The sequence below is a fragment of the Acrocarpospora phusangensis genome, assembly GCF_016862995.1.
Lineage (GTDB): Bacteria > Actinomycetota > Actinomycetes > Streptosporangiales > Streptosporangiaceae > Acrocarpospora > Acrocarpospora phusangensis.
The window spans coordinates 1-24,775 of sequence record NZ_BOOA01000103.1 but is presented as its reverse complement, the minus strand read 5'-3'; the positions used below and the strand labels follow the sequence as shown (position 1 = coordinate 24,775).

Sequence of the window (24,775 nt, the reverse complement as noted above, 5' to 3'; positions counted from 1 at the left end):
GGCCGACCAGGCGGAGGCCGACCAGGCGGAGGCCGACCAGGCGGAGGCCGACCAGGCGGAGGCCGACCAGGCGGAGGCCGACCAGGCGGAGGCCGCCGTCGGCGGGCTGGAGGTAGGCGACGAGTTCGTCCCCGCGGACGCCGGCGAACGCGTGGGACACGCCGGTTCCTTCTCTAATGGGTTTGCGACTGGTCGATCAACACCCGGGCCGACGCTGATCGCGGAAATGCGGCGGCGCAGAGCCCAGGCTCTCCGGGATGCTCACGAACCCGCTGACGTGGTCCGGCAGTGGAGGGCCCTGATCACGACACTCGCCGATCGCGGCTGCGGGGTGCCCACGACCTGCCGATAGGTTCGGCGGGTCGTGGGCTGGGGGTGTCAGACGAGGGACCTGAGTTGGAGGGTCTGGTCGCGACCGGGGCCGACGCCGATCGCGGAGATGGGGGCGCCGCTCATCTCCTCCAGGGCCCGGACGTAGGACTGGGCGTTGGGGGGGAGGTCGTCGAAGGTCTTGGCGCTGGAGATGTCCTCCTGCCAGCCCGGGAGTTCCTCGTAGATGGGTGTGGCGTGGTGGAACTCGGTCTGGGTGGTCGGGATCTCGTCGTGGCGGGTGCCGTACACGTCGTAGCCGACGCAGACGGGGATGCGCTCCAGGCCGGAGAGCACGTCCAGTTTGGTGAGGAAGAAGTCGGTCACGCCGTTGATGCGTGTCGCGTACCGGGCGATGACGGCGTCGAACCAGCCGCAGCGGCGGTCGCGGCCGGTGGTGGTGCCATACTCGCCGCCGGTCTTACGGAGCCACTCGCCCTGATCGTCGAGGAGTTCGGTCGGGAACGGGCCCGAGCCCACCCGCGTCGTGTACGCCTTCAGGATGCCGATCACGCGGGTCAGGCGGGTCGGCGGGATGCCGGAGCCGGCGCAGGCGCCGCCGCTGGTGGGCGAGCTCGACGTGACGAACGGGTACGTGCCGTGGTCGATGTCGAGCAGGGTGCCCTGGCCGCCCTCCAGCAGCACGAACTTGCCCTCGTCGAGGGCCTTGCTGAGGACCAGGGAGGTGTCGGCGATGTGCGGGCGCAGGCGTTCCGCGTAGCCGAGATACTCGTCCAGGACCTTCACCGGGTCCAGGCCCCGACGGTTGTAGATCTTGGTGAGGATCTGGTTCTTGTCGTGCAGCGCGCCTTCGATCTTCTTCTGCAGGATGCCGGGGTCGAGCAGGTCCTGAACCCGGATGCCCATTCGATTGATCTTGTCGCTGTACGCGGGGCCGATGCCGCGGCCGGTCGTGCCGATCTTGGCTTTGCCCAGGTACCGTTCGGTGACCTTGTCGAGGGCCTTGTGGTGAGGCATGATCAGGTGCGCGCTCGCCGAGATCAGCATGCGGTCGCAGTTGATGCCACGCTTGGCCAGGCCGTCGATCTCGCCGAGCAGCACGCCCGGGTCGATCACCACGCCGTTCCCGATCACCGGGATCACGTCGGGCGAGAGCACTCCCGTCGGGAGCAGATGCAGCGCATACTTCTGATCGCCGATGACGACCGTGTGCCCTGCGTTGTTTCCCCCCTGGTAGCGAACCACATAGTCGACCTCACCCCCCAGGAGGTCGGTGGCCTTTCCCTTGCCCTCATCGCCCCATTGGGCACCCACGAGAACGACAGCCGGCATGCTCAAACTCCCACTACAAAAGCCAAGCCCCTGACGCAATAGCACCAGGGGCTCTTGCAACCTGAGAGTACCTTGAAATCCCCCCTGCCTCCGGCACGGCACGACCCCGCCACCCTCTGACCTACGACCTACGGCGCGGAGATTGCCCAACTTTGGCCACCTCTTGATTCGGGGCTTTCCCCACCCACCCACCCTTTTCGCCGCTCCGCGGCCAGGCAACCGGCCCACCCCGCCCGCAATCCCCACCCATCCAGTTCGTCATCGGGCATGCAGCGGCCCGAGGGAGAATCTCGCAAGCTCACGCAACGGCGACAAGCCATCGGCTGTGGGATCGCGGTGGCCGTAGCACGGCAACACAAACCGATTGCCCTGTCCGGTATGTCGTCGGGCAGAGCTGGCACCCGGAGGGCTTGCCCGGCAGGCCGCCGCGTCACGGCACAACCCGTTCGGCCTGCCCGGCAAGCCGCCGCGCAGCGGTAAGGGTGGGTGGGAAATCTCGGCAAGCTCGCGTAGCACCACAGGGCAGAGAGCCTTGCGTGACGAGCCGTCCGCTGCGGGATCGCAGTGAGCCGTCGCGCGGCGGCGTCTAGATCGCCCGGCCCGGCAAGCCGCCGCGCAGCGGCAAAAAGGGTGGGTGGGGGAAATTCGGCAAGCGACATCGGCTCCGCGCACCCGGGCACAGGTGGCGAGGAGGAGACGCGGAAGCCTGGGGGTTAGGAGGTGAGGGCTTCGGCGGCGGTGGGGCTGCTGTCGCGGAGGAATTGGGAGCAGCGTTCGGCTTCGTCCTTTTCGCCGATGGCTTGGGCGGCGCGGGCGAGGGCGTTGAGGCAGCGGAGGAAGCCGCGGTTGGGTTCGTGCTCCCAGGGGATGGGACCGTGACCCTTCCAGCCGGCGCGGCGGAGTTGGTCGAGGCCGCGGTGGTAGCCGGTCCTGGCGAAGGCGTAGGACGTGACCGCGTGGCCGTTGGCGAAGTAGTCGTCCGCCAGGATGGCCCAAGCCGCCGAGTAGGCGGGGAAGCGGGCTGCGACGTCAGCGGCCTTGTAGCCGCCCTCGATCATCTCGCGCGCCTCGAGATTGTCGGGCAGCAGGGTGGGCGGCGGGCCGGCGAGCAGGTTGTCGTTCAGTTCCATCGGCTAAAACGGCTCCCGTCCTGGGCGAGGATTCATGACGACAGTCTTACCAAATGCCCGCCGACCGTAATCATATCCACCAAAGCGAACGATGAACTGGCCCCGGCGAGCACCGGAACAGCCGGGCGACGCTACGACACTCCGCCCAGCTCACAAGCATCGCACCACGACAGCCGACTCGCCGAAGACTCGAGATTCCGCCTGACCGCCAACCCGCGCTTCCAGATCTCCGCCTGCTACCGGACCCGACGACCACACATCGCCCCGACAGACACGAAGCCGGAAATCCCGGCGGACCCGAAGCCCAAGCTGACCCGGCAACCTCGCGCTACAAGACCCTCCGGGTCACGCAGACAGTCCCGGCAACCTCGCGCTACGGGAGCGCCGGGCCCGCCCGGCTTGCGGCAGGCGGGCCCGGCAACCCGTGCTAGGAGATCTTCGTGCCCGCGGACTTGAGGTCCTGGCAGGCCTGGGCGACCCGGGACGCCATGCCCGCCTCGGCGGACTTGCCGTACGCACGCGGGTCGTAGGCCTTCTTGTTGCCCACTTCGCCGTCGACCTTGAGCACCCCGTCGTAGTTGCGGAACATGTGGTCCGCGACCGGACGCGTGAACGCGTACTGCGTGTCGGTGTCGATGTTCATCTTGACCACGCCGTACGAGATGGCCTCGTGGATCTCTTCGAGGAGGGAGCCGGAGCCGCCGTGGAAGACGAGGTCGAAGGGCTTGTCCTTGCCGTACTTGGCGCCGACGGCGTCCTGGAGTTCCTTGAGGACGGACGGGCGCAGCTTGACGGCGCCGGGCTTGTAGACGCCGTGGACGTTGCCGAAGGTGGCGGCCAGCAGGTAGCGGCCGCGCTCGCCCAGGCCGACGGCCTCGGCGGTGGCGATGGCGTCCTCGGCCGTGGTGTAGAGCTTCTCGTTGATCTCGTGGGCGACGCCGTCCTCCTCGCCGCCGACGACGCCGATCTCCATCTCCATGATGACCCGGGCCTCGGCGCACTTCTCGATCAGCTCGGCGGCGATCTGCAGGTTCTCCTCCAGCGGCACGGCCGAGCCGTCCCACATGTGCGACTGGAACAGCGGCTCCTCGCCGCGCGCCACCCGCTCGCGGGAGATCTCGACCAGCGGGCGCATGAAGCCGTCCAGCTTGTCCGCGGGGCAGTGGTCGGTGTGCAGGGCGATGGTCACCGGGTACTTGGCCGCGACGACACGGGCGTACTCGGCGAGGGCCACGGAGCCGGTCACCATGTCCTTGACGGTGGTTCCGGAGAGGAACTCCGCTCCTCCGGTCGACACCTGGATGATGCCGTCACTTTCCGCCTCGGCGAAGCCGCGCAGCGCGGCGTTCAACGTCTGCGACGACGTCACGTTGATCGCCGGATAGGCGAAGCCACCCGCCTTGGCCCGGTCGAGCATCTCGGCGTAGACCTCTGGGGTCGCGATAGGCATCGGAAGTCAGCTCCCTGTTCACATCTGATTGGCCGTGTGCAAGTATTCCGAAACGCGGGTCGATGAGGGAAGCGTAGGGCTTCTACGCCGTTTCACGTCGCCCGGGGTAGGCTCGTCCGCGATGGACGTCTCGAATCTTCTCAGCGCCGAATGGTGGATCGTCACGTTCGGTCTCATCGGCATTCTCGCAATCATTTTCGCCGAGACCGGGCTGTTGATCGGCTTCTTCCTCCCCGGCGATTCGCTGCTGGTGGTGGCCGGTATGGGCGCCTCCGCACAGGTGGCCAGCGCGGTCGGTCTCGACACGCCGTTCCCCCTCGGAGTCCTGCTGGTGGGCGCGCCGGTCTGCGCGATCGCCGGCGCCCAGCTGGGACACTACATCGGCGCCAAGGCGGGCCCCCGCCTCTTCGCCCGTCCGGAATCCAGACTCTTCAAACAAGAGTACGTCGAGAAGGCCCAGCATTATTTCGAGAAGTTCGGACCGGAGAAGGCCGTGGTTCTTGCCCGGTTTATCCCGATCGTCCGGACGTTCCTCAACCCGGTGGCGGGCATGCTGGGCATGGACCGCAAGCGCTTCCTGGTCTGGAACATCATCGGCGGCGTGCTGTGGACCGACGGCCTGCTGCTGTTCGGCTACTTCATCGGCAGCCGAATCCCCAACGTCGACCGCTACATCCTGCCCGGCGCCGCGGTGATCATCCTACTCTCGGTGATCCCGATCATCCGGGAGATCATGAAGAACCGGAAAGCCACACGGCCCGCACCGCCCGTGCCCGACCCCAAGGGCAAGCACCACCGCGAGGCGGCCGGCGGCTGAGATCGGTGAAATCACCCGTACTGATCACATACCACACCTTCCCACCAGGTGAGCCGGTACGGTGTGAGGCGTGGGACGGCATCGATCAGATCCACTGAGCCCGGCCCGGCTGGTGATCGTCATCATGGTGGCGATCGGAGTGCTGGGCCTGCTCATGGTGGCCGTGCTCTCTTTCCTCAACTCGACGGACGCGGCCTCCGAGCCCGTACGGCTGTCGACTTCCCCGACTCCGACGGCGGCGGCGACGACGCCCACGGCCGAGGCCGAGACGCCCACGCTGGAGATCGTCTGCCTCGCGGAGCGCTGCCCGGTGTTCGTCCGCGTCCCGGGCGGCGACATCCTGACCGACCAGGATCTGGGCCAGGGCCAGCGGGTCCGTCACTTCGAGGACGACCTGGAGGTGGTGCTCGACGACGCGGGGACCGTACAGGTCCTGGAGAACGGGAAGGAGCGCCCCCCGGGAGCGGCCGGGGAGCGGGAGTCCTTCGAAGTCAGCCGAGACCCAGATCAGTGAGACTGAAGACGGTCCGGTAGGGCAACCCGGTGGCGGCGAGGTTCTCGTCACCGCCCCGGTGCACGATGGTGGCGATACCCACGACGACCGCGCCGGCCTCGTTGAGCGCCTCCACGGCGGTGAGCACGGAACCCCCGGTGGTCGTGGTGTCCTCCACGGCCAGCACCCGCCGGCCGGCCACGTCGGGGCCTTCGATGCGCCGCTGCAGGCCGTGCGCCTTGCCCGCCTTGCGCACCACGAAGGCGTCCAGGGTGCGCCCGCGCGCGGCGGCGGCGTGCAGCATGGCGGTGGCGACCGGGTCTGCGCCCAGCGTCAGCCCGCCCACGGCGTCGTAGCCGAGGTCCTCGGTCAGGTCCAGCATGACCCGCCCGACCAGGGGGGCGGCCACCCCGTCGAGGGTGATCCGGCGCAGGTCCACGTAGTAGTCGGCCTCCCGGCCCGAGGAGAGCACGACGCGGCCGTGCACGACCCCCTTGTTCTTGATCTCGTCCAGCAGTCTCTCGCGGTCGCTCATGGTGCTCAAGCGTAGAGAGGGGCCGCCGGCGCCGCTCCCGCCCCCTCCGCGGGAGACCGGCGCCGGCGGCGTCTGGGGAAGCGTCAGCCGTACGGCGGACGCCAGGGTGGCGGGGAGCCGGTGCGCCACGATCTCGGCGGCGGTGCCCCGCAGCGTACGGCGGAGCGCGGTCACCCGGACCGCCAGGCGGACCCGGATCAGCGCCGCCGCCCGGGACGGCGGCAGCAGCGCGAGCGTGTCCCCGCCGGGGAACGTCGCCCGCAACACCTCGGCCACCCGCAGCAGCGCGGCGATCCCGGCGAACGGATCGTCCGGTGACACGGCGAGGGAGACCACGACGAGCCGGTGACTCGCGCCCGGACGCGAGCCACCGGCCGCCGCCTCCCGGTAGAGCTCGGCCAGCCTCGTACGCAGATACGGCGGCGTGGCCAAACCCGACAGGGGGTCCGCACAGGAGAGTTCGGCGGCCGGGGCGAAACCCGCCTCCGCCCACCCCGACGCGAAGGCGCAGACCGCGGTCAGCGGCGGCTCGGCGCGGCCGAGGCAGGCGTAGAGCGCGGCCAGGTCCCGCAGACCTTCAGCGACGCCCACCCCCGCTCTCGCCCGCGCTCCGCCCAGCGCCGCGCACGCCCGCTCCACGTCCTCGCCCCTGTGGAGAGCCTGGAGCATCGTGTCCACGGCGGGCGACCACCAGTCGGCGGCGACGGCCCACCCGTCGCTGCCCTGCCGCCAAAGCGCCCTCATGCACCGCATATCGGTGATCTCCGCCCCTTGGATGAGATTCCTTCGCGGTACGTCATCAATCACGTCGAGTTCCCTCCCTGTCAGAGGGAAAGACGGCACTTCGGTTTAGCGATGACGCGGGTTGCGGAATTATTTGCCGGGCAACCCTTGGTAATCGTGAGGTCACATTGAGTGTCGAAATTCGTCAAAGCGACGCCGAGTTGCTCGACGCCGTGCGTGGCGGCGACTCCGCCGCCTACGGCACGCTCTACGAGCGCCACGCGTCCGCCGCCCGCTCGCTGGCCAGGCAGCTGGTCCCGAGCGAGGCCGAGGTGGAGGACGTGGTCGCCGAGACCTTCACCAAGATCCTGGATCTGCTCGGGCGCGGCGGCGGTCCGCACGACGCCTTCCGGCCGTACCTGCTCACCAGCGTCCGCCGGACGGCCTACGACCGGACGGCGGCCGACCGGCGGAACGTGACCACCGGCGAGATCGAGCAGTACGACCCCGGCGTGCCGTTCGTGGACCCGGCCCTGGCCGGTCTGGAGCGCTCGCTGGTGGCCCGCGCGTTCCTGTCGCTGCCGGAGCGCTGGCGCATGGTGCTCTGGCACACCGAGGTGGAGCACGCCAAGGCGGCCGACATCGCGCCGCTGCTCGGGCTGTCCGCCAACGGGGTGGCCGCGCTGGCGTACCGGGCCAGGGAGGGGCTGCGGCAGGCGTACCTGCAGATGCACCTGGCGACCTCGCCGAGCCAGGCGTGCCGCCCGGTGCTCGGCAAGATGGGGTCGTACGTGCGGGGAGGTCTGGCCAAACGGGAGACCCGGGTGGTGGACGACCACGTCGGGGACTGCGCCGACTGCCGGGCGGTCTTCCTGGAGCTGACCGACGTCAACCAGGGCCTGCGCGTCATCGTCGGCCCGCTGATCGCCGGTCCGGTGCTGGCCGGCTACCTGGCCGGGCTCGGCAAGGCCGGCGCGGCCGGCGGCGCGCTCGGCGGCGTCGGCTGGCTCCGCCGCATGCCCAAGTCGCAGCAGGCGGCCCTGGCGGGAGCTGTCGCCGCCGTGGTCGCCGGGGCCGCGTTCCTGCTGGCCTCCGGCACGGAGCCCGTCCCGCCGAAGCCGGTGGCGGTCGCGCCGATCCCGTCCCCGCCCAGCGTGGCCCCGGAGCCGGAGCCGCCGGTGGAGGTCCCGCAGCCGGTGCCGAGCAGGGCCGAGCCGACGCCGCAGCCGCCACCCACCAAGGAGCGGCTCAACCGGGGACGCCCGAAGCTGGTCGCCAGCATCGATGCGCTGGGCGCGCTGGTCCGCGACAAGCCCGGCATCGTCGGCATCCGGCTGCGCAACGTCGGCCGCCGCGCGACCGAGGAGCTGACCGCGTCGGTGGCGCTGCCGCCGGGCGTCAGCGTGCTCGACTCGGGCGGCAGGCGCGGCGCCGCGGCCGGCGCCGTCGATCCGGTGGGCACGGTGGACGGCTGGTCCTGCCGCGCCGGGAACTCCGTCCGGTGTGTCCGGCCCGCGCTGCGCGCCGGGCACGCCACGGCCGTGTTCCTGCGCGTGCAGGTGTCGGCGGACGCGCCCAAGGGCGTCGGTCCCTCGCTGCGGGTCCGCTCGGGGCCGCTCCGGCTGGCGGCCACCTCTCCGGCCGGCGTACGCGAGGGCGGGGCGACGGCCAGATTCGCCGCCGACGGCCGGGTGCTCACCCGGGTGGCCGGCAACACCCTGCTGAGCTGCCCCGAGGTCGTGCCCGAGTGCGCCGCCGCGCGTGCCCGCGAGCCGGAACGCCGGGACAACGACCTGTGGCCGATGACCCCGCTCGACCAGGACGACGACGCGGACACCCGTACCTCCAGCTGGGCCGAGCTGGCGCTTCCCGAGGGTTCCCGGGTCGTCTGGGCGGGGCTCTACTGGTCGGGATCGGGCGGCCGGGCGCGCAAGATCATGCTGCGGGGGCCGGGGGCGGAGGAGTACACGACGGTCCGCGCGGCGGAGGTCACCACGACGGCCATGCCTATCGGGTCTGGGTATCAGGCGTTCGCTGACGTCACACGAATGGTGCGCGCCGGCGGCCGGTGGTGGGCCGCCGGGAACGCGGTGGAGTCCGGCGTCTCCCGGCACGCGGGGTGGAGTCTGGTCGTGGTGGCCGAGGGGCGGCGGGAGCCGTACAGTCAGGCGGTCGTGCTGGACGCGGCGACGGTGATCAAGGATGGGGCGTTCACCGTGCCGCTGCGGGGGCTCACCCCTTCGGCCGCACGCGCCCGTCTTGACCTGGTCGTCTGGGACGGTGACGCCGACCTGCCCGGCGACTCGGTGAAGCTCGGCGGCCACCGGCTGCGGCCCGACGGCGGCGACCGGGACGCCCGCAACGTCTTCGACGGATCGACGGCAGGGCGGTGGAACACCTTCGGGCTCGATGTGGACACGTTCCATCCCGTGCTCGGCTCCGACCCGGCCCTGCGGATCGCCACCAAGCGCGATGTGCTCCTGCTGGGGGTGGTCGCGGTAAGCGTGCCCGCACGCTCCTAGGAGGAGGAAATGCCGGGGCAAACTGGTACGGTCGGGCGAAGGGGCTCGGACATCAGGGCTGAATCGCCGGGATTCATCCACGCGCGCCAACCAGCCCGATTACCCTGAGATGGCCACGTGAGGAAGGGCGGTGTCGCGTGGATCGCTGCGCGCTTTTCGTTGACGCTGGCTACCTGCTGGCAGACGGCGCGATGGCCGTGCATGGGACCCGCCATCGTGAGGCCGTCGCGTGGGACTACCCCGGCCTGCTCCAGTTACTCACGAGCCTGTCCAGGGAACGCACCGGGCTGCCGCTGCTGCGCTGCTACTGGTACGAGGCGACCGTCGAAGGCCGCCGTACCCCCGAACACGACGTGCTGGCCGACATCCCCGGCCTCAAGCTCCGCCTCGGCCGGATCCGCCCCGGCCGCCGGGAGGGCGTGGACGCCCAGGTGCACCGCGATCTGATGACGCTGGCCCGCAACAACGCGGTCGCCGACGCGGTCGTGGTGAGCGGCGACGAGGATCTCGCCCAGGTGGTCAGCGACGCGCAGGATCTCGGCATCCGCGTCACCGTCATCCACATCACGGCCGACGGCAGCTGGGCGGTGTCCCGGACGCTGCGGCAGGAGTGCGACGACCTCATCGAGATCGGGGGCGGCCATCTGCGGCCGTACGTGAACCTGGTCACGGGGGTCGACACGCAGGTCAACGGGCAGACGGCGGGCAACGGGCAGGCGCGGGGCAACGGGAGCCAGAACGGGTCCACCACGCCGCCCAACGGAGCGCCCTCACTGGCGCCCTTCCCGACTCCGGTTCAGGCCGCGCCGCAGCCGCCCGCCCCGGCGCCCACGCCGCAGCCGCAGAGCCAGCCCGCTGCTTCGTCGCACGCCCGCCCGGCCTACACCTATCCGCCGGAACCGCAGGCGGCCCCGCCTGCTCCCGTCGCTCCCCCTCCGCCGCCCACGCCGGTGCCGGCTCCGGTGGCGCAGACGCAGTACAGCACGCCGGGGAACAGCATCACGCCGTACCGGGAGTCCTCGACCGGGAGTCACAGCGCGCCGGGGAACGCGGTCGCGCATTACCGGGAGAGCGGCACGGGCAGTCACAGCGCGCCGGGCAACTCGGTCACGCCGTATCGGGAGAACACCGGGAGCCACAGTGCGCCGGGGAGTTACCGGGATACGAACACCGGGAGCTTCCCGGCCGCGCAGCTCGGGTCTCCGGGGAACGCGGTGGCGCCGTACCGGGACACGAACACGGGGAGTTTCCCCGCGGCTCAGCTCGGTCCCTACACGGGTCCGCAGGCGGCTCCCGTGAACAACCACAGCGCGGGGACCACCACGCTGGCGGAGGCCGTGAAGGCCGCCCACAAGGAGGGGCACGACTTCGGGGACTCCATCGCGAGGGACGCGCCCGCGCTCTGGCTCGAAGCCGTGCTGGCGCGCAAGCCGCGGATGCCCTCCGATCTGGAGGCGCGCCTGCTTCAGGGCTCCTCGCTGCCGATCGACTTCCTGCTCCACGACGAGGTCCGTCACGCCCTGCGCCGGGGCTTCTGGGACGCCCTCGAACGCGCTCGCCGCTAACGCATCGGGCAGCCACGCCCACTCCCGCGGAGAATTCAGCCCGAATTTATGCCGCATTGTGGTGATTTTTCATCATTTGCGGGTGAAGAACTATCGAGGCGTTCCGCTGTGCCGCCCACGCTATCTCCACGGCAGGCTACGCTGTGGTTTGCGTCGCTTTGAACGTGTGTCCTGAGAAATGAGACCGGTTCCCGCGGGATCGGTTGTCGATTCCATGGCACACGAGCGAAGTGAGGTATTCGGTGGATAAATCACCCAAAGGGGATGGCATATCGGAGTCGGGCCATGAAGGTCCGGAACCGGAGGATTCCGCTGTTCCTCGTGGGGGTGATCCCCGTCGCCGCTGGCAGCGTCGGGTGGTGCGGATAGGTGCCGGCGCAGCCGTACTTATCAAGCTTTACGCCACCATCCGCGACAGCTGGCCCGAGTAGCAGCTCGGGCCAGCTAGCGGCAAACCGCTGAAAGGCGGGGGTTCCGGACAAAAGCGCCAACTCACACCCGGAGCCCTCGCCCAGGTTGTGTCGTCACCTATTACATCGTGACGACTGAACATCGCGCTCTATATCTACATATCTAGATGGTATTTGAAGATGAGCAAAGTCGTCCGTCTGACAAACGCGACTCTCGACGTCCTGGAAGTGCTGGCCGGCGGGGACGTCGTCTACGGGTTGCAGATCTCGGCCCGGGTCAACCGCCCGACCGGCACGATCTATCCGCTGCTGGCCCGGCTGGAGTCGCTCGGCTGGCTGCAGGCCACCTGGGAGTCCGACGAGCGGCGCGGGCGCGGGCCGCGCCGGCGCTACTACCAGCTGACCCCGGTGGGGCAGGAGCAGGCCGCCAGCGCGCTGCGCCGCCGCGACCCCGCCGCCTCCGCCGGCCCCGCCGCGTCCGGCTCCGCTGTCCCCGCTGCCTCCAGCAGGACGGAGAAGCCCGCCGTCGCCTCGCCCGAGCCCGCCCCGGGTGAACGCGTCAGCGCGGAGCAGGTCGTCCGCGCCTTCGCCACCGCGCTGCGCGCCCTGCGCGCCGATGCGGGCCACCCTTCCCTACGGGCGATCTCCACGTGGGCCCGGTACAGCCCCGCCGCGGTCTTCGACGCCCTGTCCGGGCGCGGACTGCCCACCCTCCCGCTGGTCCTCGCGATCGTACGGGCCTGCGGAGGCGACCCCGAGGAATGGCAGCGCCGCCGCATCCTGGCCGACCAGAGCATCCGCCTGGCGACGTGGATCCCCTGGGCATTCGAGGACTTCTATCCGATGGGCGTGGAATGGGTGGACCGGCGGCTGCGGCTGGCCGACCTGAACGCCGACGACCGGGCGGACGTCTCGCAGGACGTGCTGCTGGCCGTGCTCCAGCTCTGGCCTGATCTGTCGCTCATCTCCGACTTGCGGGAGTGGGTCTCCTGGCGGACCGACCGTCTGGTCCGGGCCAGGGAGTCGAGCGCGAGCACCCGGCCGCTCCGGCTCGATGAGCGGTACGAGCGCGACAGCCGTACCTGCGCGGACGCGGCGGAGGCGGTGGTGGCGCGGACGGCGGCGCGGGACCTGGCCGGCCGCCTGGATCCGCAGACCGCGCGCATGGCCTTTTTGCGCGGCCACGGGTACGAGCTGCGGGAGATCGCCGACCTGCTGGGGGTGAGCCGGGCCGCGGTGGAGAGCCGGCTGAGCCGGGCCAGGCACCGGATCGGGCTCGACGCGGTCACCCAGGAGCGGGAGCGGTACACGGCCTATCTCGTGCACCTGCGCAGCGAGGCGGGCACGCCGGCGCTGCGCCAGATCGGAACGCGGATCCGGTACAGCCACACCCACATCGCGTCCGTGCTGTCCGGCGCGCAGATCCCCACCTGGGAGTTCACCGAGCGGTACGTCCGGGCGCTGGGCGGGTCGCTGGACACCGCCTGGGAGCTGTGGCTCAACTCCACCGGGCGGGACGCCCAGCACGCCGACGACTGGGTCAGGGCGGCGGCCAGGACCGGGGACATGTTCACCCTGTGGAAGCTCGCCGACCAGTCGGAACGGCACGGCAGGACCGACCAGGCGGCCCAGGTCTGGCGCGTCGCCGCGCAGCTGGGCAACCGCGACGCCATGGTCGTCATGGCCGACCTCCTCGACCGCCAGGGCAAGCTCAAGGAGGCCGAGCAGTGGTTGCGTCATGCCACCAAGGCGGGCGAACCCATGGCCAAGCAGTTGCTCACGCATCTCCTGGAGCGTACGGGCCAGGTGGACGAGGCCCTGGAGCTGTGGCGGCGGGACAGCAGTCAGGACGGCATGCACCAGCTGACCCGCATCCTCGAACGGGCCGGGCGCGTCGACGAGGCCCTGGCCGTCTGGCGGTGGTCGGCGGACGGGCGGAACACCGCGACCCGGGAGCTGGCCGGCATGCTCAACCGGCACGGCCGGACGAAGGAGGCGATCGCGCTGTGGGAGGAGGCGTGCCGGGCCGGCAGCTTCTGGGCCCTGCGCGAGTTCGCCACCCACATCGTCGAGACCGCGGGCGACCGGCTCGCCCGCCACGACGTGCGCCAGGTGCTGCGGTCGTGGAGCCCGGAGGCCCGGCGGGAGCTGGCGACGCTGCTCGAACAGATGGGGCACGCCGAGACCTGGCGGGAGACGCTGCACGGCAACGGCGAACCGCGGGAGCAGGTCGCCCACGACGACTCGCTCGACGACTCGCTGGAACTCTGGCAGGAGCCCGACGGCGGGATCCAGACCACGGCCGAGCGCTACACGATCGCCCAGAAACAGATCCTGGCCCGCCTCATCGACACCTCCCTCGTCGACCTCCCCCTCGAAACGCTCCTCCACCGAGCGCCCGGCGGCCTGGCCGACGCCCAGCCGCCCGACGGCGAGGAGCAGCGACTCCACGAACTCGCCGAAGCCGGCGACTACCGCGCCGCCCGCCGCCTCGCCGAACACCTCACCGAACACGGCCGCACGACCGAGGCCATCGCCGTCCTCCAGGCCCCCGCCGCCTCCGGCAACTCCGACGCCGCCTGGCGCCTCGCCCAGCTCCTCGCCGACGAAGGCCACCTCGCCGACCTGCGCGTCATGGCCGACAACGGCAGCGACTACGCCGGCTGGCTCCTGGTCGCCAGACTCGCCCGCGCCAAAGACTGGCCCCAACTCCACGAACTGGCCCAAGCCCGCGGCCGCCCCTACGCCCCCTACGCCGCCGAACGCCTCGCCGCCACGGACGGCCCACCCACCGAAGAAACCTAACGCGCCATGGAGCGGGCGAACTCTCCCCTCGAATCGAACAGCAGGGCGATGTCCTCCTCCGAAAGGCCGGCCTTCCGCAACCGGCCCTTCATGAGATCGGGGTCATTCGCCCAATCGTCAATGTTGTCCGCCGAGACACCCGGCAGTTCGAAGACGTAGTCCACGGCTACGGGGGTCCCATGCGGCAGATCCAGAATGAAGTGCTTCACGGCCTCGACCTCGTCGCAAAGCTCGGCGAGAGTACGCCCCGAGACTCCGCCGGCGACAGGCGTGTCGATCGGATCGGCCCCCCAGACCATCACGCCGGTGTCGAGCGCCTTTTCCCTGGTGACCCTGAATCGAATGCTGGGAGTCGTCACTGAAGCCAGTCCTTCCCGAACACGTGCTGAAGGTCGTGTTCCAACTTGTTGACCTGCGTTGCTCGGATGTCCCGCACGGGGACGATCCCCCGGGCGACGACGATCTGGGTCTGCTCGTAGAGCAAGACTAAGCGAACCGACCGCGAGGTCTCGGCCCAATCGACCCGCAATCCGTGTATGCGGGCAAGCTCATAGATCCGATCGCGGATCTGCGGGTACGTGGTCAACACGACCAGCACCGTATGCCGACGCGACCTGCGGTGATCGGCTCGGGAGAACTCGGGTGGATCGGTTTCTTTCCACTGAGGAGAGGAACCTTGCCACCCGAGGGTCAGAGCCAGCCGTTGCGGCGGAAGGCGCGGTGGAGGAGGGTGCAGGCGACGATCATGACGCCGAGGACGGCGGGGTAGCCCCAGACCTCGTGGGTTTCCGGCATGTGGTCGAAGTTCATGCCGTAGATGCCGGCGATCATGGTGGGGACGGCGAGGATGGCGACCCAGGAGGAGATCTTGCGCATGTCCTCGTTGGCGAGGGCGTTGGTGCGGGCGAGGGCGGCCTGCAGGATGGAGTCGGAGAGTTCGTTGGAGGACTGCACCTGCTCGCAGACGCGGGAGAGGTGGTCGCCGACGTCGCGGAAGTACTCGCGCATCTCGGAGGGGATGATGCGGCGCTGCGGGAGGGCGTTGAAGGGGGCGAGCAGCGGGCCGACGGCGCGCTTGAGTTCGAGCATCTCGCGCTTGAGCTGGTAGATGCGGTTGATGTCGCGGGAGCTCACCTCGGCGAAGACGGCGGCTTCGACGTCTTCGAGCTCGGCCTGCATCTGGTCGGCGACGTAGAGGTACTTGTCCACGACGTAGTCGGCGATGGCGTGCAGCACGCCGGTGGGGCCGCGGTTGAGCAGCTTGGGCTTGTCCTCGAGCTTCTCGCGCACGTCGGCGAGGGGGCTGTGCGCGCCGTGCCGTACGGTCACCACGAAGTCGGGGCCGACGAACACCATGATCTCGCCGGTGGCGATGATCTCGCTGGTGGCGGACTTGGCCTCGGGGTCGACGAAGGCGACCGTCTTCAGCACGACGAACAGGGAGTCGCCGTAGCGCTCGACCTTGGGGCGCTGGTGGGCCTTGATGGCGTCCTCGACGGCGAGCGGGTGCAGGCCGAACGTCTCGGCCAGCCACTCGACCTCGGGGGCCTCGGGCTCGTAGAGGCCGACCCACACGTACGCGCTGGTCTCGGGGCTGCTGTCGTTGTGGGCGCGGACGAGCTGGACGGCTTCCTCTATGCCCTCGGCGCGGACCTTCTTGCCCGCGACGTACGCGCCGTACTCGATCAGCGAGTTGATCGAGGGCACGCAGGCGATTCTCTTCTCGGGCAGCGCCGTTTCAGTGCGCACGACGGCCCGGGTGATACGTGGGAAAAGCGTGGCGGAGCGCATGGCGGTCCCTTCCCGCCCGACTCAGCACGTCCACGCGAAAGTCGTCACCCCTTGGAGTGCGTGGAAGTGCCCTCGGGCACCTGATTGGAATGGTCGGGTTCGCGCACGTCGTACGTGCGCGTGCACGTACTGACAGGATCACCAGGATTCACCCGGACCACCTCCAATCACCATAGAGACACCACAGGCTGGTCAAACGTAACACATGCGCACAGCCTCCTCCCAGGATACTCTCAGGTCGGCCGACCGATCATGTAGGTCCTGCCAAAAAACGGACGCGGATCCTGGCGTTCCTCGTGCATCCCCTAGGCTTACGACACGTGCGCGTTCTCGTCGTTGGATCCGGTGCCCGTGAGCATGCCCTCTGCCGGGGCCTGAAGCTCGACCCCTCCGTCTCGGCGGTGCACTGCGCCCCGGGCAACGCGGGCATCGCGGAGGTCGCGACGCGGCACGAGGTGAACCCGATGGACGGCGCGTCCGTGGCGGCGCTGGCCGTGCGGCTCGGCGCGGACCTGGTGGTGATCGGGCCGGAGGCGCCGCTGGTGGCGGGCGTGGCCGACGCCGTACGGGCGCATGGGATCCCCTGCTTCGGGCCCTCCGCCGCGGCGGCCAAGATCGAGGGCTCCAAGAGCTTCGCCAAGGACGTCATGACCGAGGCCGGTGTGCCCACCGGGCGGTCGTTCACCTGTGTCACCCCGGCGGAGGCCGCCGCCGCGCTGGACGAGTTCGGCCCGCCGTACGTGGTGAAGGACGACGGGCTCGCGGCCGGGAAGGGCGTCGTCGTCACCTGGGACAGGGACGCGGCGCTGGCGCACGCGGCCGCCTGTGAGCGGGTCGTCGTGGAGGAGTTCCTGGACGGGCCCGAGGTGTCGCTGTTCGCCCTGTGCGACGGGGAGAGCGCGGTGGCGTTGCAGCCGGCGCAGGACTACAAGCGCGCGTACGACGGCGACGAGGGACCGAACACCGGCGGCATGGGCGCGTACACCCCGCTGCCGTGGGCGCCGGACGGACTGACCGAGCGGATCATGGCCGAGGTGGTCCTGCCGACCGTCGCGGAGTTGGGCCGGCGGGGCATTCCGTACGCCGGAGTGTTGTACGCGGGGCTCGCGTTGACCGCGAAAGGCCCCCGTGTCATCGAGTTCAACGCACGTTTCGGCGACCCGGAAACCCAAGTGGTGTTGGACAGGCTGGAGACACCGCTGGGGCAGTTGTTGCTGGCGTGCGCTACTGGGGCACTGGCCGGTCAGAAGCCACTTACCTACCGCGAGGGCGCCGCCGTCACCGTCGTCGTGGCGGCCGAGAACTACCCCGCCGATCCCGTAAAAGGCGACGTCATCGCCGGGTTGGAGCCCCAGGCGGAGGGTTCGTACGTGCTGCACGCGGGCACCGAGACCCGCGACGGCGAGATCGTCTCCAACGGCGGCCGGGTGCTGAGCGTCGTGGGCACCGGCGCGGACCTCGCCGAGGCCCGCAGGAGGGCGTATGAGACGGTGGGCGGGATACGCCTTCGCGGCGCCTTCCACCGGACCGACATCGCCGCTCCTACCTGGGAAGACATCGTATGAAGCACGTGCACTCCGGCAAGGTCAGAGATCTCTACGAGACCGGCGACGGCCTGCTGCTGATGGTGGCCTCGGACCGCATCTCCGCGTTCGACCACGTCCTCGAACCCGACATCCCCGGCAAGGGCGCGATCCTCACGCAGCTCTCGCTCTGGTGGTTCGAGCAGCTCGCCGACCTGGTGCCCAACCACGTCGTGGACAGGGGCCCTGACCTGCGAAGTGTCCTGTGCCGCAAGCTCACCATGGTGCCCGTGGAGTGTGTGGCGCGGGGGTATCTGACGGGGGGCGGGCTGCTCGAGTACCGGCGCACCGGCGCGGTCTCCGGCGTGGCCCTTCCGGCGGGCCTGGAGGACGGTTCGCGGCTGCCCGAACCCGTCTTCACCCCCTCCACGAAGGCTCCCGCGGGCCAGCACGACGAGCCCATGACCTACCGGCAGGTCGTCGAGGAAGTGGGCTCTGACCTGGCGGAACAGCTCCGGGAGATCACCCTCGCGGTGTACCGGAGAGGCGCCGAGACGGCGTTGGAACGCGGCCTCATCCTGGCCGACACGAAGATCGAACTCGGCTGGGACGAGAACGGCGTGCTGACCCTGGGCGATGAGGTCCTGACCCCCGACTCATCCCGGTTCTGGCCGAAAGATGCCTGGTCACCGGGCCGCAGCCAGCAATCCTTCGACAAGCAGTTCATCCGCGACTGGCTGACCTCTCCGGCGTCCGGCTGGGACCGCGCGTCCGACACTCCGCCGCCCCGGCTCCCGGACGAGATTGTCGAACGTACGCGCGAACGTTATGTGGAGGCCTATCAGCGGTTGACCGGAAACACCTTCACCGGGTAGTTCCCCCGCGAATCGCTCCTCTTAGCGGCTACTGTGGCCCGATACCCGGCTACCGCACCAGCCGCCTCTTCCTCCACACCCCCAACTGAGGAGTCCATTTCATGGTCCGTTACCGCGTACGCGGTGGCAATGTACTGCGTGGAACCGCCTTCATCCAGGGCGCGAAGAACGCCGTGCTGCCCATGATCGGGGCTGCGCTGCTCGCGTCCGAGGGTCGAACCGTGCTCCGTAATGTGCCCGCGATCGAAGACGTGCGGCGCGCGACGGAGCTCGCCGAGGCCATCGGCGCCAAGGTGCAGTTCCACGAGTCCGAGCGCACCCTGGTGATCGACGCTTCGCGGCTCACCAGTCCCGTCCTCCCGGCCGAGATCGCCCGCAGGTTCCGCGGTTCGGTCCTGTTCGTCCCTGCCCTGCTGCACCGGCTTGGCGAGGCGGTGATCGAGGGTGTCGGGGGATGCAACCTCGGCAGCCGCAACCTCGACTTCCACTACAACGGCTACAAGCGGCTCGGCGCGATCGTCAACGAAGAAGAGCACGTCATCCACATCAAGGCGGCCGGCCTCACCGGCGCGCCCCTCTACCTGGACACTCCTTCGCACACCGGCACCGAGAACCTGGTCATGGCGGCGGCGCTGGCCAGCGGCACCACCGTGATCGAGAACGCGGCGCTGGAGCCCGAGGTGCTGGACGTCATCCACATGCTGACCCGGATGGGCGCGCGCATCCACGGCTCCGGCACCGGCGTCCTCACCGTCGAGGGCGTCAACGAGCTGACCGCGGTCGAGCACACCGTCATGCCGGACCGGCTGGACGCGGGCGTGTTCATGATCGCCGCCGCGCTCACCGGCGGCTCGGTCAACCTGGTCGGCGGCTCGCTGGAGCACCTCGGCGTGGCCCGTTGGAAGCTGGAGCAGATGGGCGTCGCGTTCGAGGACGAGGGCGCGGTGCTGCAGGTCAGCCGGGCCGAGCCAATCCGGCCGATCAACGTCATCACCGACACCTACCCGGGCTTCGCCACCGACCTGCAGAACCCGCTGATGACGCTGGCCTGTCTGGCGGGCGGCACCAGCTACATCCACGAGCGCATCTTCGACGGCCGTTTCGCGCTGGCGGGCGAGCTCAACAAGATGGGCGCCGACATCGAGGTGGCGGAGAACCGCGCCGTCGTGCGCGGGCCGGCGAAACTGCGGGGAACGCGTGTCACCGCCCGCGATCTGCGGTCCGGAATCGCGCTCGTCCTGGCGGGCCTGGCGGCCGAAGGCGAGACGACAATCGACTCCGGGTATCTCATCGACCGCGGTCACGCGGATCTGGCCGCGCGCATGCAGGCGCTCGGCGCGGATGTGGAACGCGAGATTTCCCCTTCCGAGTAAAAACCCGTCCAAAAAGGCGCTGACCTGCCCAAATGCCGCCGCTAATCACCGCTTCTCCCATCACAGAAGGGTATTCCGGCAAATCCGGGCGTGACATTACGGCCGTTGCGAGCGATCGTTCCAAAGAGAAGCTTCCCAGGAGCGGATTCCGGAGCTTTCCGGGGAAGCGAAACCACGAAGGCGCGCGGGATGGGACGAACATTGGTCGAGCGCACGGAAGAGTCTCCACGCGGATCGCGGGTGGGGGCCGGGATGGGCGCTGGGACGCCGGACCTCACCATCGGTGTGGTGGGGCCCCATGACCTTGTCGAGCGGGTGATGCTCATGGGCCACTCGGCGGCACCGGTGCCCTGTCGCCTGGTGGCCGCTGCCTATCGCGACGAACAGGAGGCCTCTGACAAGGTAACAAGACTCGGTGGCGTGGACGCCTGCCTCTTCGCCAGCCCGATTCCCTACGAACTGGCCCGCCGGTCCGGCGTGCTGACCATGCCGGCCACCCACGTGCAGCTCGGCGGCGCCGCGCTGACGGCGGCCATCGCACGGGCGGCACTCGACGACCGCATCGACCCCCGCCGGGTGAGCGTGGACGTGCTCAACCGGTCGGAGATCGACGAGGCCTACGCCGATCTCGGATTATCCGCTGCGGAGGTGCACAGCCGGGACGAACCCGGCGCTACCGGCACCATCGCGGCATTCCACGAGCGGCTGGTCCGGCAGGGGGCCTCAACCGGCGCGCTGACCTGCATTCCCGGGGTCGCGGACCGGCTGACGGCCGCAGGTATCCCCGCGGTCAGGATCCGGCCCACCTCGGCCGCCGTCCGGACCGCGTTACACACGGCCGCGCTGCTCGGCGCGCATCACCGGCTCGAAGAGTCGCAGCTCACCGTCATTCTGGTCGAGGTGCCGACACTGCGGGAACCGGTGCGGCGGGCGGCGCCGAGATACTGGCGGGACGAGCTGCGCCTGTCGCTGCATCGCCTGCTGGTGCAGGAGGCCAACCGGATCAACGCGAGCGTGTGGCCGATCGACGACCACAGCTATCTCGTGGTCGCCACCCGGGGCTCGATCGCCGGGGCGACGGACGGCTTCCGCGTGTTGCCGTTCGCCGCGCGGATCCGGGACGAACTGGGCCTCGCGGTCGAGGTGGGGGTAGGCATGGGCCGTACGACCCATGACGCGGAGACCCACGCCAGGGCCGCACTGGCCAGAACCCAGGCGGGCAAGCAGGCGCAGGGGTTCGCGGTGGACCGGGAGGGCCGGGCGCTGGTCCCGCCGCCCCGGATGCCTCCGCAGTCGGCCGGGCCGGTCAAGCCCAAGGGAGTGGAGGTGCTCGCCCGGCTGGCCGCCAAGCTGGAGGGCGGGGACACGGTGGTGGACGCGGAGGGGGCCGGCAAGATGCTCGGCGTCACGCCGCGTACCGCCAGGAGGTTGCTGCGCACGCTGGTCGACGAGGGACTCGCGTGGCCGCTGCCGCCGAACCGGACACCCCAGCCGGGCCGTCCCCGGCAGCTGTACCGGCTGATCGTCGAGAAGCTCAACCGGTAGGACGGGCGGGTGGGCATGTCGTGGGGACGTCCCCACCCGACCCCGTCTCACGAAATGTCAGGACCCATCGCTATTGTCATGAGTCATGGGGCAGAACACTCGTGACTTGCGCGTCTGGGTCGCGCTCGCCACCGTCTACGTGGTGTGGGGTTCGACGTATCTCGGCATCGCCATCGCCATCGAAACCATGCCGCCGATGCTCAGCAGCGGCCTGCGTTTCATCACCGCCGCACTGCTCCTGGGCACGTTCCTCCTGGTACGGCACGGCACCAAGCCCTTCCGCATGACCTGGCGGGAGTTCGCCGGCGCCGCCCTCGTCGGCCTGCTCCTGCTGACGGGCGGCAACGGCATGGTCGCCGTGGCCGAGCAGCACATCTCCACCGGGCTGGCCGCCCTGCTGGTGGCCTCCACCCCGCTCTGGCTGATCGCGCTGCGCGTGGTCTTCCGTGATCGTCCGCCGGTTCTGACCCTAACCGGGGTTCTGGTCGGATTCATCGGGGTGGCAGTCCTGTCACTGAACGGTGGCGGTTCGTCGTCAACGATCGGCGTGGTCGTGGTCCTGGCGGGGTCCGTCTCCTGGGCGATCGGATCGTTCCTCACCGCGCGCATCCCGATGCCGAAGAACGTCTTCACGGCGAGCACGGTCGAGATGGCCGTCGGCGGTGTCGGCCTGCTGCTGGCCGGGGGCGTGACCGGCGAGCGGATGGTGATCTCCGAGGTCTCGGCCGCGTCTTGGCTGGCGCTCGGCTACCTGGTCCTGGTGGGGTCGCTGATCGGCTTCACGTCGTACGTCTGGCTGCTCGGCAACGCGCCGATCTCCCTGGTGTCCACCTATGCGTACGTGAACCCCGTGGTCGCCGTCCTGCTCGGCGTGCTCGTGCTGAACGAAGGGGTCACGCTGCCCATGATCGTGGCCGGGCTGGTGATCGTGGCCGGGGTCGCGCTGGTGGTGTCCACCGAGAAGCGGAAGTCACCGGCTCCGGAAAGCGGCGGCGGCGGCGAGGAAGGCGTCGTTGGCCTCACGGTCGCCGATGGAGACGCGGGCGCCCTCGTTCCCGAAGGGGCGGACGGCGACGCCGGCCGCGGCGCAGACCTCGGCGAAGGCCGGGGTGTCCCCCGCCAGGCGCAGCCAGACGAAGTTGGCCTCGCTCTGCGGCACGAGCCAGCCCTGAGCGACTAGCGCGTCCCGCACCCTGGCCCGTTCGGCGACGACCGTCTCCACCCGGGCCAGCAACTCCTCCTCGGCCTGGAGCGAGGCGACCGCGGCGGCCTGCGCGAGGTGATTGATCGCGAACGGCATCATCGCCTTGCGCACCGCCCCCGCCACCGGCTCCTGGCCGATCAGGTAGCCGACCCGCAGGCCCGCCAGCCCGTACGCCTTGGAGAAGGTGCGCAGCACGGCCACGTTCGGGCGGTCCCGGTAGATGGTCAGGCCGTCGGGGACGTCCTCGTCGCGGACGTACTCGCGGTAGGCCTCGTCCAGGATGACCAGGATGTTCTCGGGGACCCTGTCGAGGAAACGCTTCAGTTCGCCGGCGCGGTTGACCGTGCCGGTCGGATTGTTCGGGTTGCAGACGAGGATCATCCGGGTGTTCGGGGTGATCGCGTCGGCCATCGCGTCCAGGTCGTGCGTCTCGTCCTTGAGCGGTACGCGTACCGAGGTGACGCCGGACAGGTCGGCGAGCAGCGGGTACGCCTCGAACGAGCGCCAGGCGTAGATCACTTCGGCGCCGGGCTCGCCCACGGTCTCGAACAGCTGCTGGGCCACGGTCACCGAGCCGGCGCCGAGGGCGATGTGGTCGGCGGGCACGCCGTACCGGGCGGAGAGCGCCTCGACCAGGCGGAGGGCGGCCGGGTCCGGGTAGCGGTGGATCTGGGTGGCCGCCTCCGCGATCGCGCGCACCACGCTGGGCAGCGGCGGCTCGGGGGACTCGTTGGAGGAGAGCTTGTAGGAGCGGCCGTCCGGCCCGACCACGGCCTGGCCCGCCTTGTAGGCCGCCACGGTGTCGAATACGGCGCGGAACTGCGGCATTGCTTACCCCTCCGAGATGCGGTGTATGCCCACAATAGGTGAACCCGGCCCTCCGGGGAGGACCGGGAATCACTCTTCGCGTTTTACCACCAGGGGCCGCAGACCGAGTACGCGCCGGTGACACGGCCACAGGCGCGGAAGACCCGGCTGGCCGAGCTGCTGGTGGCATAACCCCGGGTGTACGGGATGCCGCCGTCGGCGTCCACCGTGTAGGGGCCGCACTGGGTCCAGCTGGCGCCGCCGTTGTTGCTGACGTCCATCCAGACCAGGTCGCCCTTCTTGGTGGTGCCGGTGATGCGCGCCCAGCCGATCTGCTGACCGTTGAGCGTGCCCTTCCTGAGCTCCGCGTACGTGCCGAGGCGGCCGACGTCCTGGCGGTAGACCGTGCTCGCGCCGGTCGCGCTGCCCGGGTTCGGCCAGGAGGCGCAGTCGGCCTGGGTGGCGTTCGCGGCCGAACCGCCCACCGACACGATCGCGGCGGCGGCGAAAACGGCTCCGACGGCCAGAGCGCCCTTGCGGCTGGTGATCTTCATGGGATTCTCCTCAGTCGTTTCTGGCTGACGCTGAGGAGCCTCCAGGCTGTAGCTCCAGATCCGCTTCAGCGGCGCTGAGACGGGGCTTATAGCGGCTCTGGAGGCTATTTGGAGCGGAGGGGTCCATCGTCTGGGTCAGCCGAGCAGCACCCGAAGGAGAATCCGATGGCACTCAGGCAGCTCATCAGCGGAACCGTGACCGCCCTCGTCGTGGCCGCCGGTCTCGTCACGATCGCGGCGCAGCCGGCGGCCGCGGCGACGCGCGCCGGGATCGTGGCCCTGGCGCAGGCCGAACTCAACAACTCCTCCCGCAATCATGGGGCCGGTACGCCGGGGCAGTGGGGAGTGTGCAACTACTACACCGGATATTTCAGGACTTGGAAGCCCGCGACGGCGGCTTGCCCCACCACGGACGGCGTGCGCTGGCGGGAGAGTGACTGGTGCGCCGACTTCGCCAAGTACGTGTGGCAGAACGCCGGCGTGACCTACGCCAACATCGCCGAAGGCAGCGGCGGCGTGCTCACCGGCGTGGCGGCCTCCTTCAAGACCTACGGCACCACGTACGGGACGTGGCGGACGCGGGCCAGCGGGTACACGCCACAACCCGGGGACGCGGTCGTGTTCGACTGGGGAGGCGACGGCGTGATCGACCACGTCGGCATCGTCAGCTCCGCCGACGCCGGCACCGTGTACACCATCGAAGGCAACAGCGGCAACCCCAGCATGACCCGGGCGCGCAGCTACACGCGGTCCTCCGCCAGCATCGTCGGCTACTCCGCGCCCGTCGGGGTCGGGTCCACGCCGACGCCGCCGCCCACGCAGAGCAAGTACTGGGTCGACACCTTCGCCGCCGCGGCCGGCTACTCCACCCCCGGCGGCACCCGCACCGGCACGCTCAACGCCGGCACCAACTACGTGTTCTGCAAGGTCTGGGGACCGATCGTGCAGGTCAGCGGCGCGTACAACCACTGGTGGCTGAAGACCGACCTCG

19 protein-coding genes and 1 pseudogene are annotated in these 24,775 nt (G+C 69.9%); 11 read left to right on the top strand and 9 right to left on the bottom strand.

All coding sequences use genetic code 11. From position 1 onward, the window contains the following. Window positions 1-378: 378 nt before the first annotated feature. The 3 genes from Aph01nite_RS36270 to fbaA all read right to left on the bottom strand — a co-directional run bounded on the left by Aph01nite_RS36270 (window position 379) and on the right by fbaA (window position 4,242). On the bottom strand, window positions 379-1,662 hold the full coding sequence (locus tag Aph01nite_RS36270; RefSeq protein ID WP_204045596.1) for an adenylosuccinate synthase: 1,284 nt from the start codon (window positions 1,660-1,662) through the stop codon (window positions 379-381). Window positions 1,663-2,375: 713 nt separating this feature from the next. Beyond that, on the bottom strand, window positions 2,376-2,792 hold the full coding sequence (locus Aph01nite_RS36265) for a DUF3151 domain-containing protein (protein ID WP_204045595.1): 417 nt from the start codon (window positions 2,790-2,792) through the stop codon (window positions 2,376-2,378). A gap of 427 nt (window positions 2,793-3,219) precedes the next feature. Beyond that, a complete protein-coding gene (gene fbaA, locus Aph01nite_RS36260) occupies window positions 3,220-4,242 on the bottom strand; it encodes a class II fructose-bisphosphate aldolase (protein WP_204045594.1) in 1,023 nt (340 codons plus the stop codon). A 121-nt stretch (window positions 4,243-4,363) separates the two neighbouring features. Here fbaA and Aph01nite_RS36255 point away from each other — a divergent pair, with 121 nt between their 5' ends. Both Aph01nite_RS36255 and Aph01nite_RS36250 read left to right on the top strand, forming a co-directional pair. Then, window positions 4,364-5,059 carry a DedA family protein gene (locus Aph01nite_RS36255; protein WP_204045593.1) on the top strand — a complete coding sequence of 232 codons (696 nt, stop codon included), beginning with the start codon at window positions 4,364-4,366 and terminating at the stop codon, window positions 5,057-5,059. 70 nt (window positions 5,060-5,129) lie between these two features. Next, entirely contained in the window at window positions 5,130-5,573 is a 444-nt protein-coding gene (locus Aph01nite_RS36250; RefSeq protein ID WP_204045592.1) for a hypothetical protein, read from the top strand. Here Aph01nite_RS36250 and pyrE read toward each other — a convergent pair. After that, on the bottom strand, window positions 5,551-6,087 hold the full coding sequence (gene pyrE, locus Aph01nite_RS36245; RefSeq protein ID WP_204045597.1) for an orotate phosphoribosyltransferase: 537 nt from the start codon (window positions 6,085-6,087) through the stop codon (window positions 5,551-5,553). The genes Aph01nite_RS36250 and pyrE overlap by 23 nt on opposite strands. 911 nt (window positions 6,088-6,998) lie before the next feature. Between pyrE and Aph01nite_RS36240 the strand changes: the two genes are divergently transcribed. From Aph01nite_RS36240 to Aph01nite_RS36230, 3 genes are all read left to right on the top strand, one after another. Beyond that, entirely contained in the window at window positions 6,999-9,332 is a 2,334-nt protein-coding gene (locus tag Aph01nite_RS36240; RefSeq protein WP_204045591.1) for an RNA polymerase sigma factor, read from the top strand. Window positions 9,333-9,523: 191 nt separating this feature from the next. Further along, window positions 9,524-10,897, top strand: coding sequence for an NYN domain-containing protein (locus Aph01nite_RS36235; RefSeq protein WP_444978698.1), 1,374 nt, complete (start codon window positions 9,524-9,526; stop codon window positions 10,895-10,897). A 590-nt stretch (window positions 10,898-11,487) separates the two neighbouring features. After that, complete coding sequence (locus Aph01nite_RS36230; RefSeq protein WP_204045589.1) at window positions 11,488-14,112, top strand: helix-turn-helix transcriptional regulator; 2,625 nt, start codon at window positions 11,488-11,490, stop codon at window positions 14,110-14,112. Here Aph01nite_RS36230 and Aph01nite_RS36225 read toward each other — a convergent pair. From Aph01nite_RS36225 to corA, 3 genes are all read right to left on the bottom strand, one after another. Next, window positions 14,109-14,471, bottom strand: a complete 363-nt coding sequence (locus Aph01nite_RS36225; protein ID WP_204045588.1) for a hypothetical protein — start codon at window positions 14,469-14,471, stop codon at window positions 14,109-14,111. The genes Aph01nite_RS36230 and Aph01nite_RS36225 overlap by 4 nt on opposite strands. Then, complete coding sequence (locus Aph01nite_RS36220; RefSeq protein ID WP_204045587.1) at window positions 14,468-14,701, bottom strand: hypothetical protein; 234 nt, start codon at window positions 14,699-14,701, stop codon at window positions 14,468-14,470. The genes Aph01nite_RS36225 and Aph01nite_RS36220 overlap by 4 nt, the downstream gene beginning before the upstream one ends. A 101-nt stretch (window positions 14,702-14,802) precedes the next feature. Next, a complete protein-coding gene (gene corA, locus Aph01nite_RS36215) occupies window positions 14,803-15,861 on the bottom strand; it encodes a magnesium/cobalt transporter CorA (protein ID WP_239162249.1) in 1,059 nt (352 codons plus the stop codon). Window positions 15,862-16,223: 362 nt separating this feature from the next. Here corA and purD point away from each other — a divergent pair, with 362 nt between their 5' ends. The 5 genes and pseudogenes from purD to Aph01nite_RS36190 form a co-directional block, all read left to right on the top strand. Continuing rightward, a complete protein-coding gene (purD, locus tag Aph01nite_RS36210) occupies window positions 16,224-17,468 on the top strand; it encodes a phosphoribosylamine--glycine ligase (protein WP_204045585.1) in 1,245 nt (414 codons plus the stop codon). After that, window positions 17,465-18,301: a phosphoribosylaminoimidazolesuccinocarboxamide synthase gene (locus Aph01nite_RS36205; protein WP_204045584.1), complete on the top strand. Its 837-nt coding sequence runs from the start codon at window positions 17,465-17,467 to the stop codon at window positions 18,299-18,301. The genes purD and Aph01nite_RS36205 overlap by 4 nt, the downstream gene beginning before the upstream one ends. Window positions 18,302-18,402: 101 nt before the next feature. Continuing rightward, window positions 18,403-19,674, top strand: coding sequence for a UDP-N-acetylglucosamine 1-carboxyvinyltransferase (murA, locus tag Aph01nite_RS36200; RefSeq protein WP_204045583.1), 1,272 nt, complete (start codon window positions 18,403-18,405; stop codon window positions 19,672-19,674). 252 nt (window positions 19,675-19,926) lie between these two features. After that, window positions 19,927-21,219, top strand: a complete 1,293-nt coding sequence (locus tag Aph01nite_RS36195; RefSeq protein ID WP_155350545.1) for a transcriptional regulator — start codon at window positions 19,927-19,929, stop codon at window positions 21,217-21,219. Window positions 21,220-21,304: 85 nt separating this feature from the next. Next, a pseudogene (locus Aph01nite_RS36190) lies at window positions 21,305-22,159 on the top strand (EamA family transporter); the annotation flags it as partial. 30 nt (window positions 22,160-22,189) lie between these two features. Here Aph01nite_RS36190 and hisC read toward each other — a convergent pair. Both hisC and Aph01nite_RS36180 read right to left on the bottom strand, forming a co-directional pair. Then, window positions 22,190-23,251, bottom strand: a complete 1,062-nt coding sequence (hisC, locus tag Aph01nite_RS36185; RefSeq protein WP_204045582.1) for a histidinol-phosphate transaminase — start codon at window positions 23,249-23,251, stop codon at window positions 22,190-22,192. 83 nt (window positions 23,252-23,334) lie between these two features. Beyond that, entirely contained in the window at window positions 23,335-23,784 is a 450-nt protein-coding gene (locus tag Aph01nite_RS36180; protein ID WP_204045581.1) for a hypothetical protein, read from the bottom strand. A gap of 165 nt (window positions 23,785-23,949) precedes the next feature. Between Aph01nite_RS36180 and Aph01nite_RS36175 the strand changes: the two genes are divergently transcribed. Next, on the top strand, window positions 23,950-24,775 hold an 826-nt coding region (locus Aph01nite_RS36175; RefSeq protein WP_204045580.1), incomplete at its 3' end, for a CHAP domain-containing protein.

Bases quoted from the DNA above. Each gene is read 5' to 3' on its own strand.
- Aph01nite_RS36235 (WP_444978698.1), top strand. From the start codon at position 9,524: ATGGCCGTGCATGGGACCCGCCATCGTGAGGCCGTCGCGTGGGACTAC.
- Aph01nite_RS36265 (WP_204045595.1), bottom strand. From the start codon at position 2,792: ATGGAACTGAACGACAACCTGCTCGCCGGCCCGCCGCCCACCCTGCTG.
- fbaA (WP_204045594.1), bottom strand. From the start codon at position 4,242: ATGCCTATCGCGACCCCAGAGGTCTACGCCGAGATGCTCGACCGGGCC.
- Aph01nite_RS36230 (WP_204045589.1), top strand. From the start codon at position 11,488: ATGAGCAAAGTCGTCCGTCTGACAAACGCGACTCTCGACGTCCTGGAA.
- Aph01nite_RS36205 (WP_204045584.1), top strand. From the start codon at position 17,465: ATGAAGCACGTGCACTCCGGCAAGGTCAGAGATCTCTACGAGACCGGC.
- murA (WP_204045583.1), top strand. From the start codon at position 18,403: ATGGTCCGTTACCGCGTACGCGGTGGCAATGTACTGCGTGGAACCGCC.
- hisC (WP_204045582.1), bottom strand. From the start codon at position 23,251: ATGCCGCAGTTCCGCGCCGTATTCGACACCGTGGCGGCCTACAAGGCG.
- pyrE (WP_204045597.1), bottom strand. From the start codon at position 6,087: ATGAGCGACCGCGAGAGACTGCTGGACGAGATCAAGAACAAGGGGGTC.
- Aph01nite_RS36270 (WP_204045596.1), bottom strand. From the start codon at position 1,662: ATGCCGGCTGTCGTTCTCGTGGGTGCCCAATGGGGCGATGAGGGCAAG.
- Aph01nite_RS36255 (WP_204045593.1), top strand. From the start codon at position 4,364: ATGGACGTCTCGAATCTTCTCAGCGCCGAATGGTGGATCGTCACGTTC.
- Aph01nite_RS36195 (WP_155350545.1), top strand. From the start codon at position 19,927: ATGGGCGCTGGGACGCCGGACCTCACCATCGGTGTGGTGGGGCCCCAT.
- Aph01nite_RS36180 (WP_204045581.1), bottom strand. From the start codon at position 23,784: ATGAAGATCACCAGCCGCAAGGGCGCTCTGGCCGTCGGAGCCGTTTTC.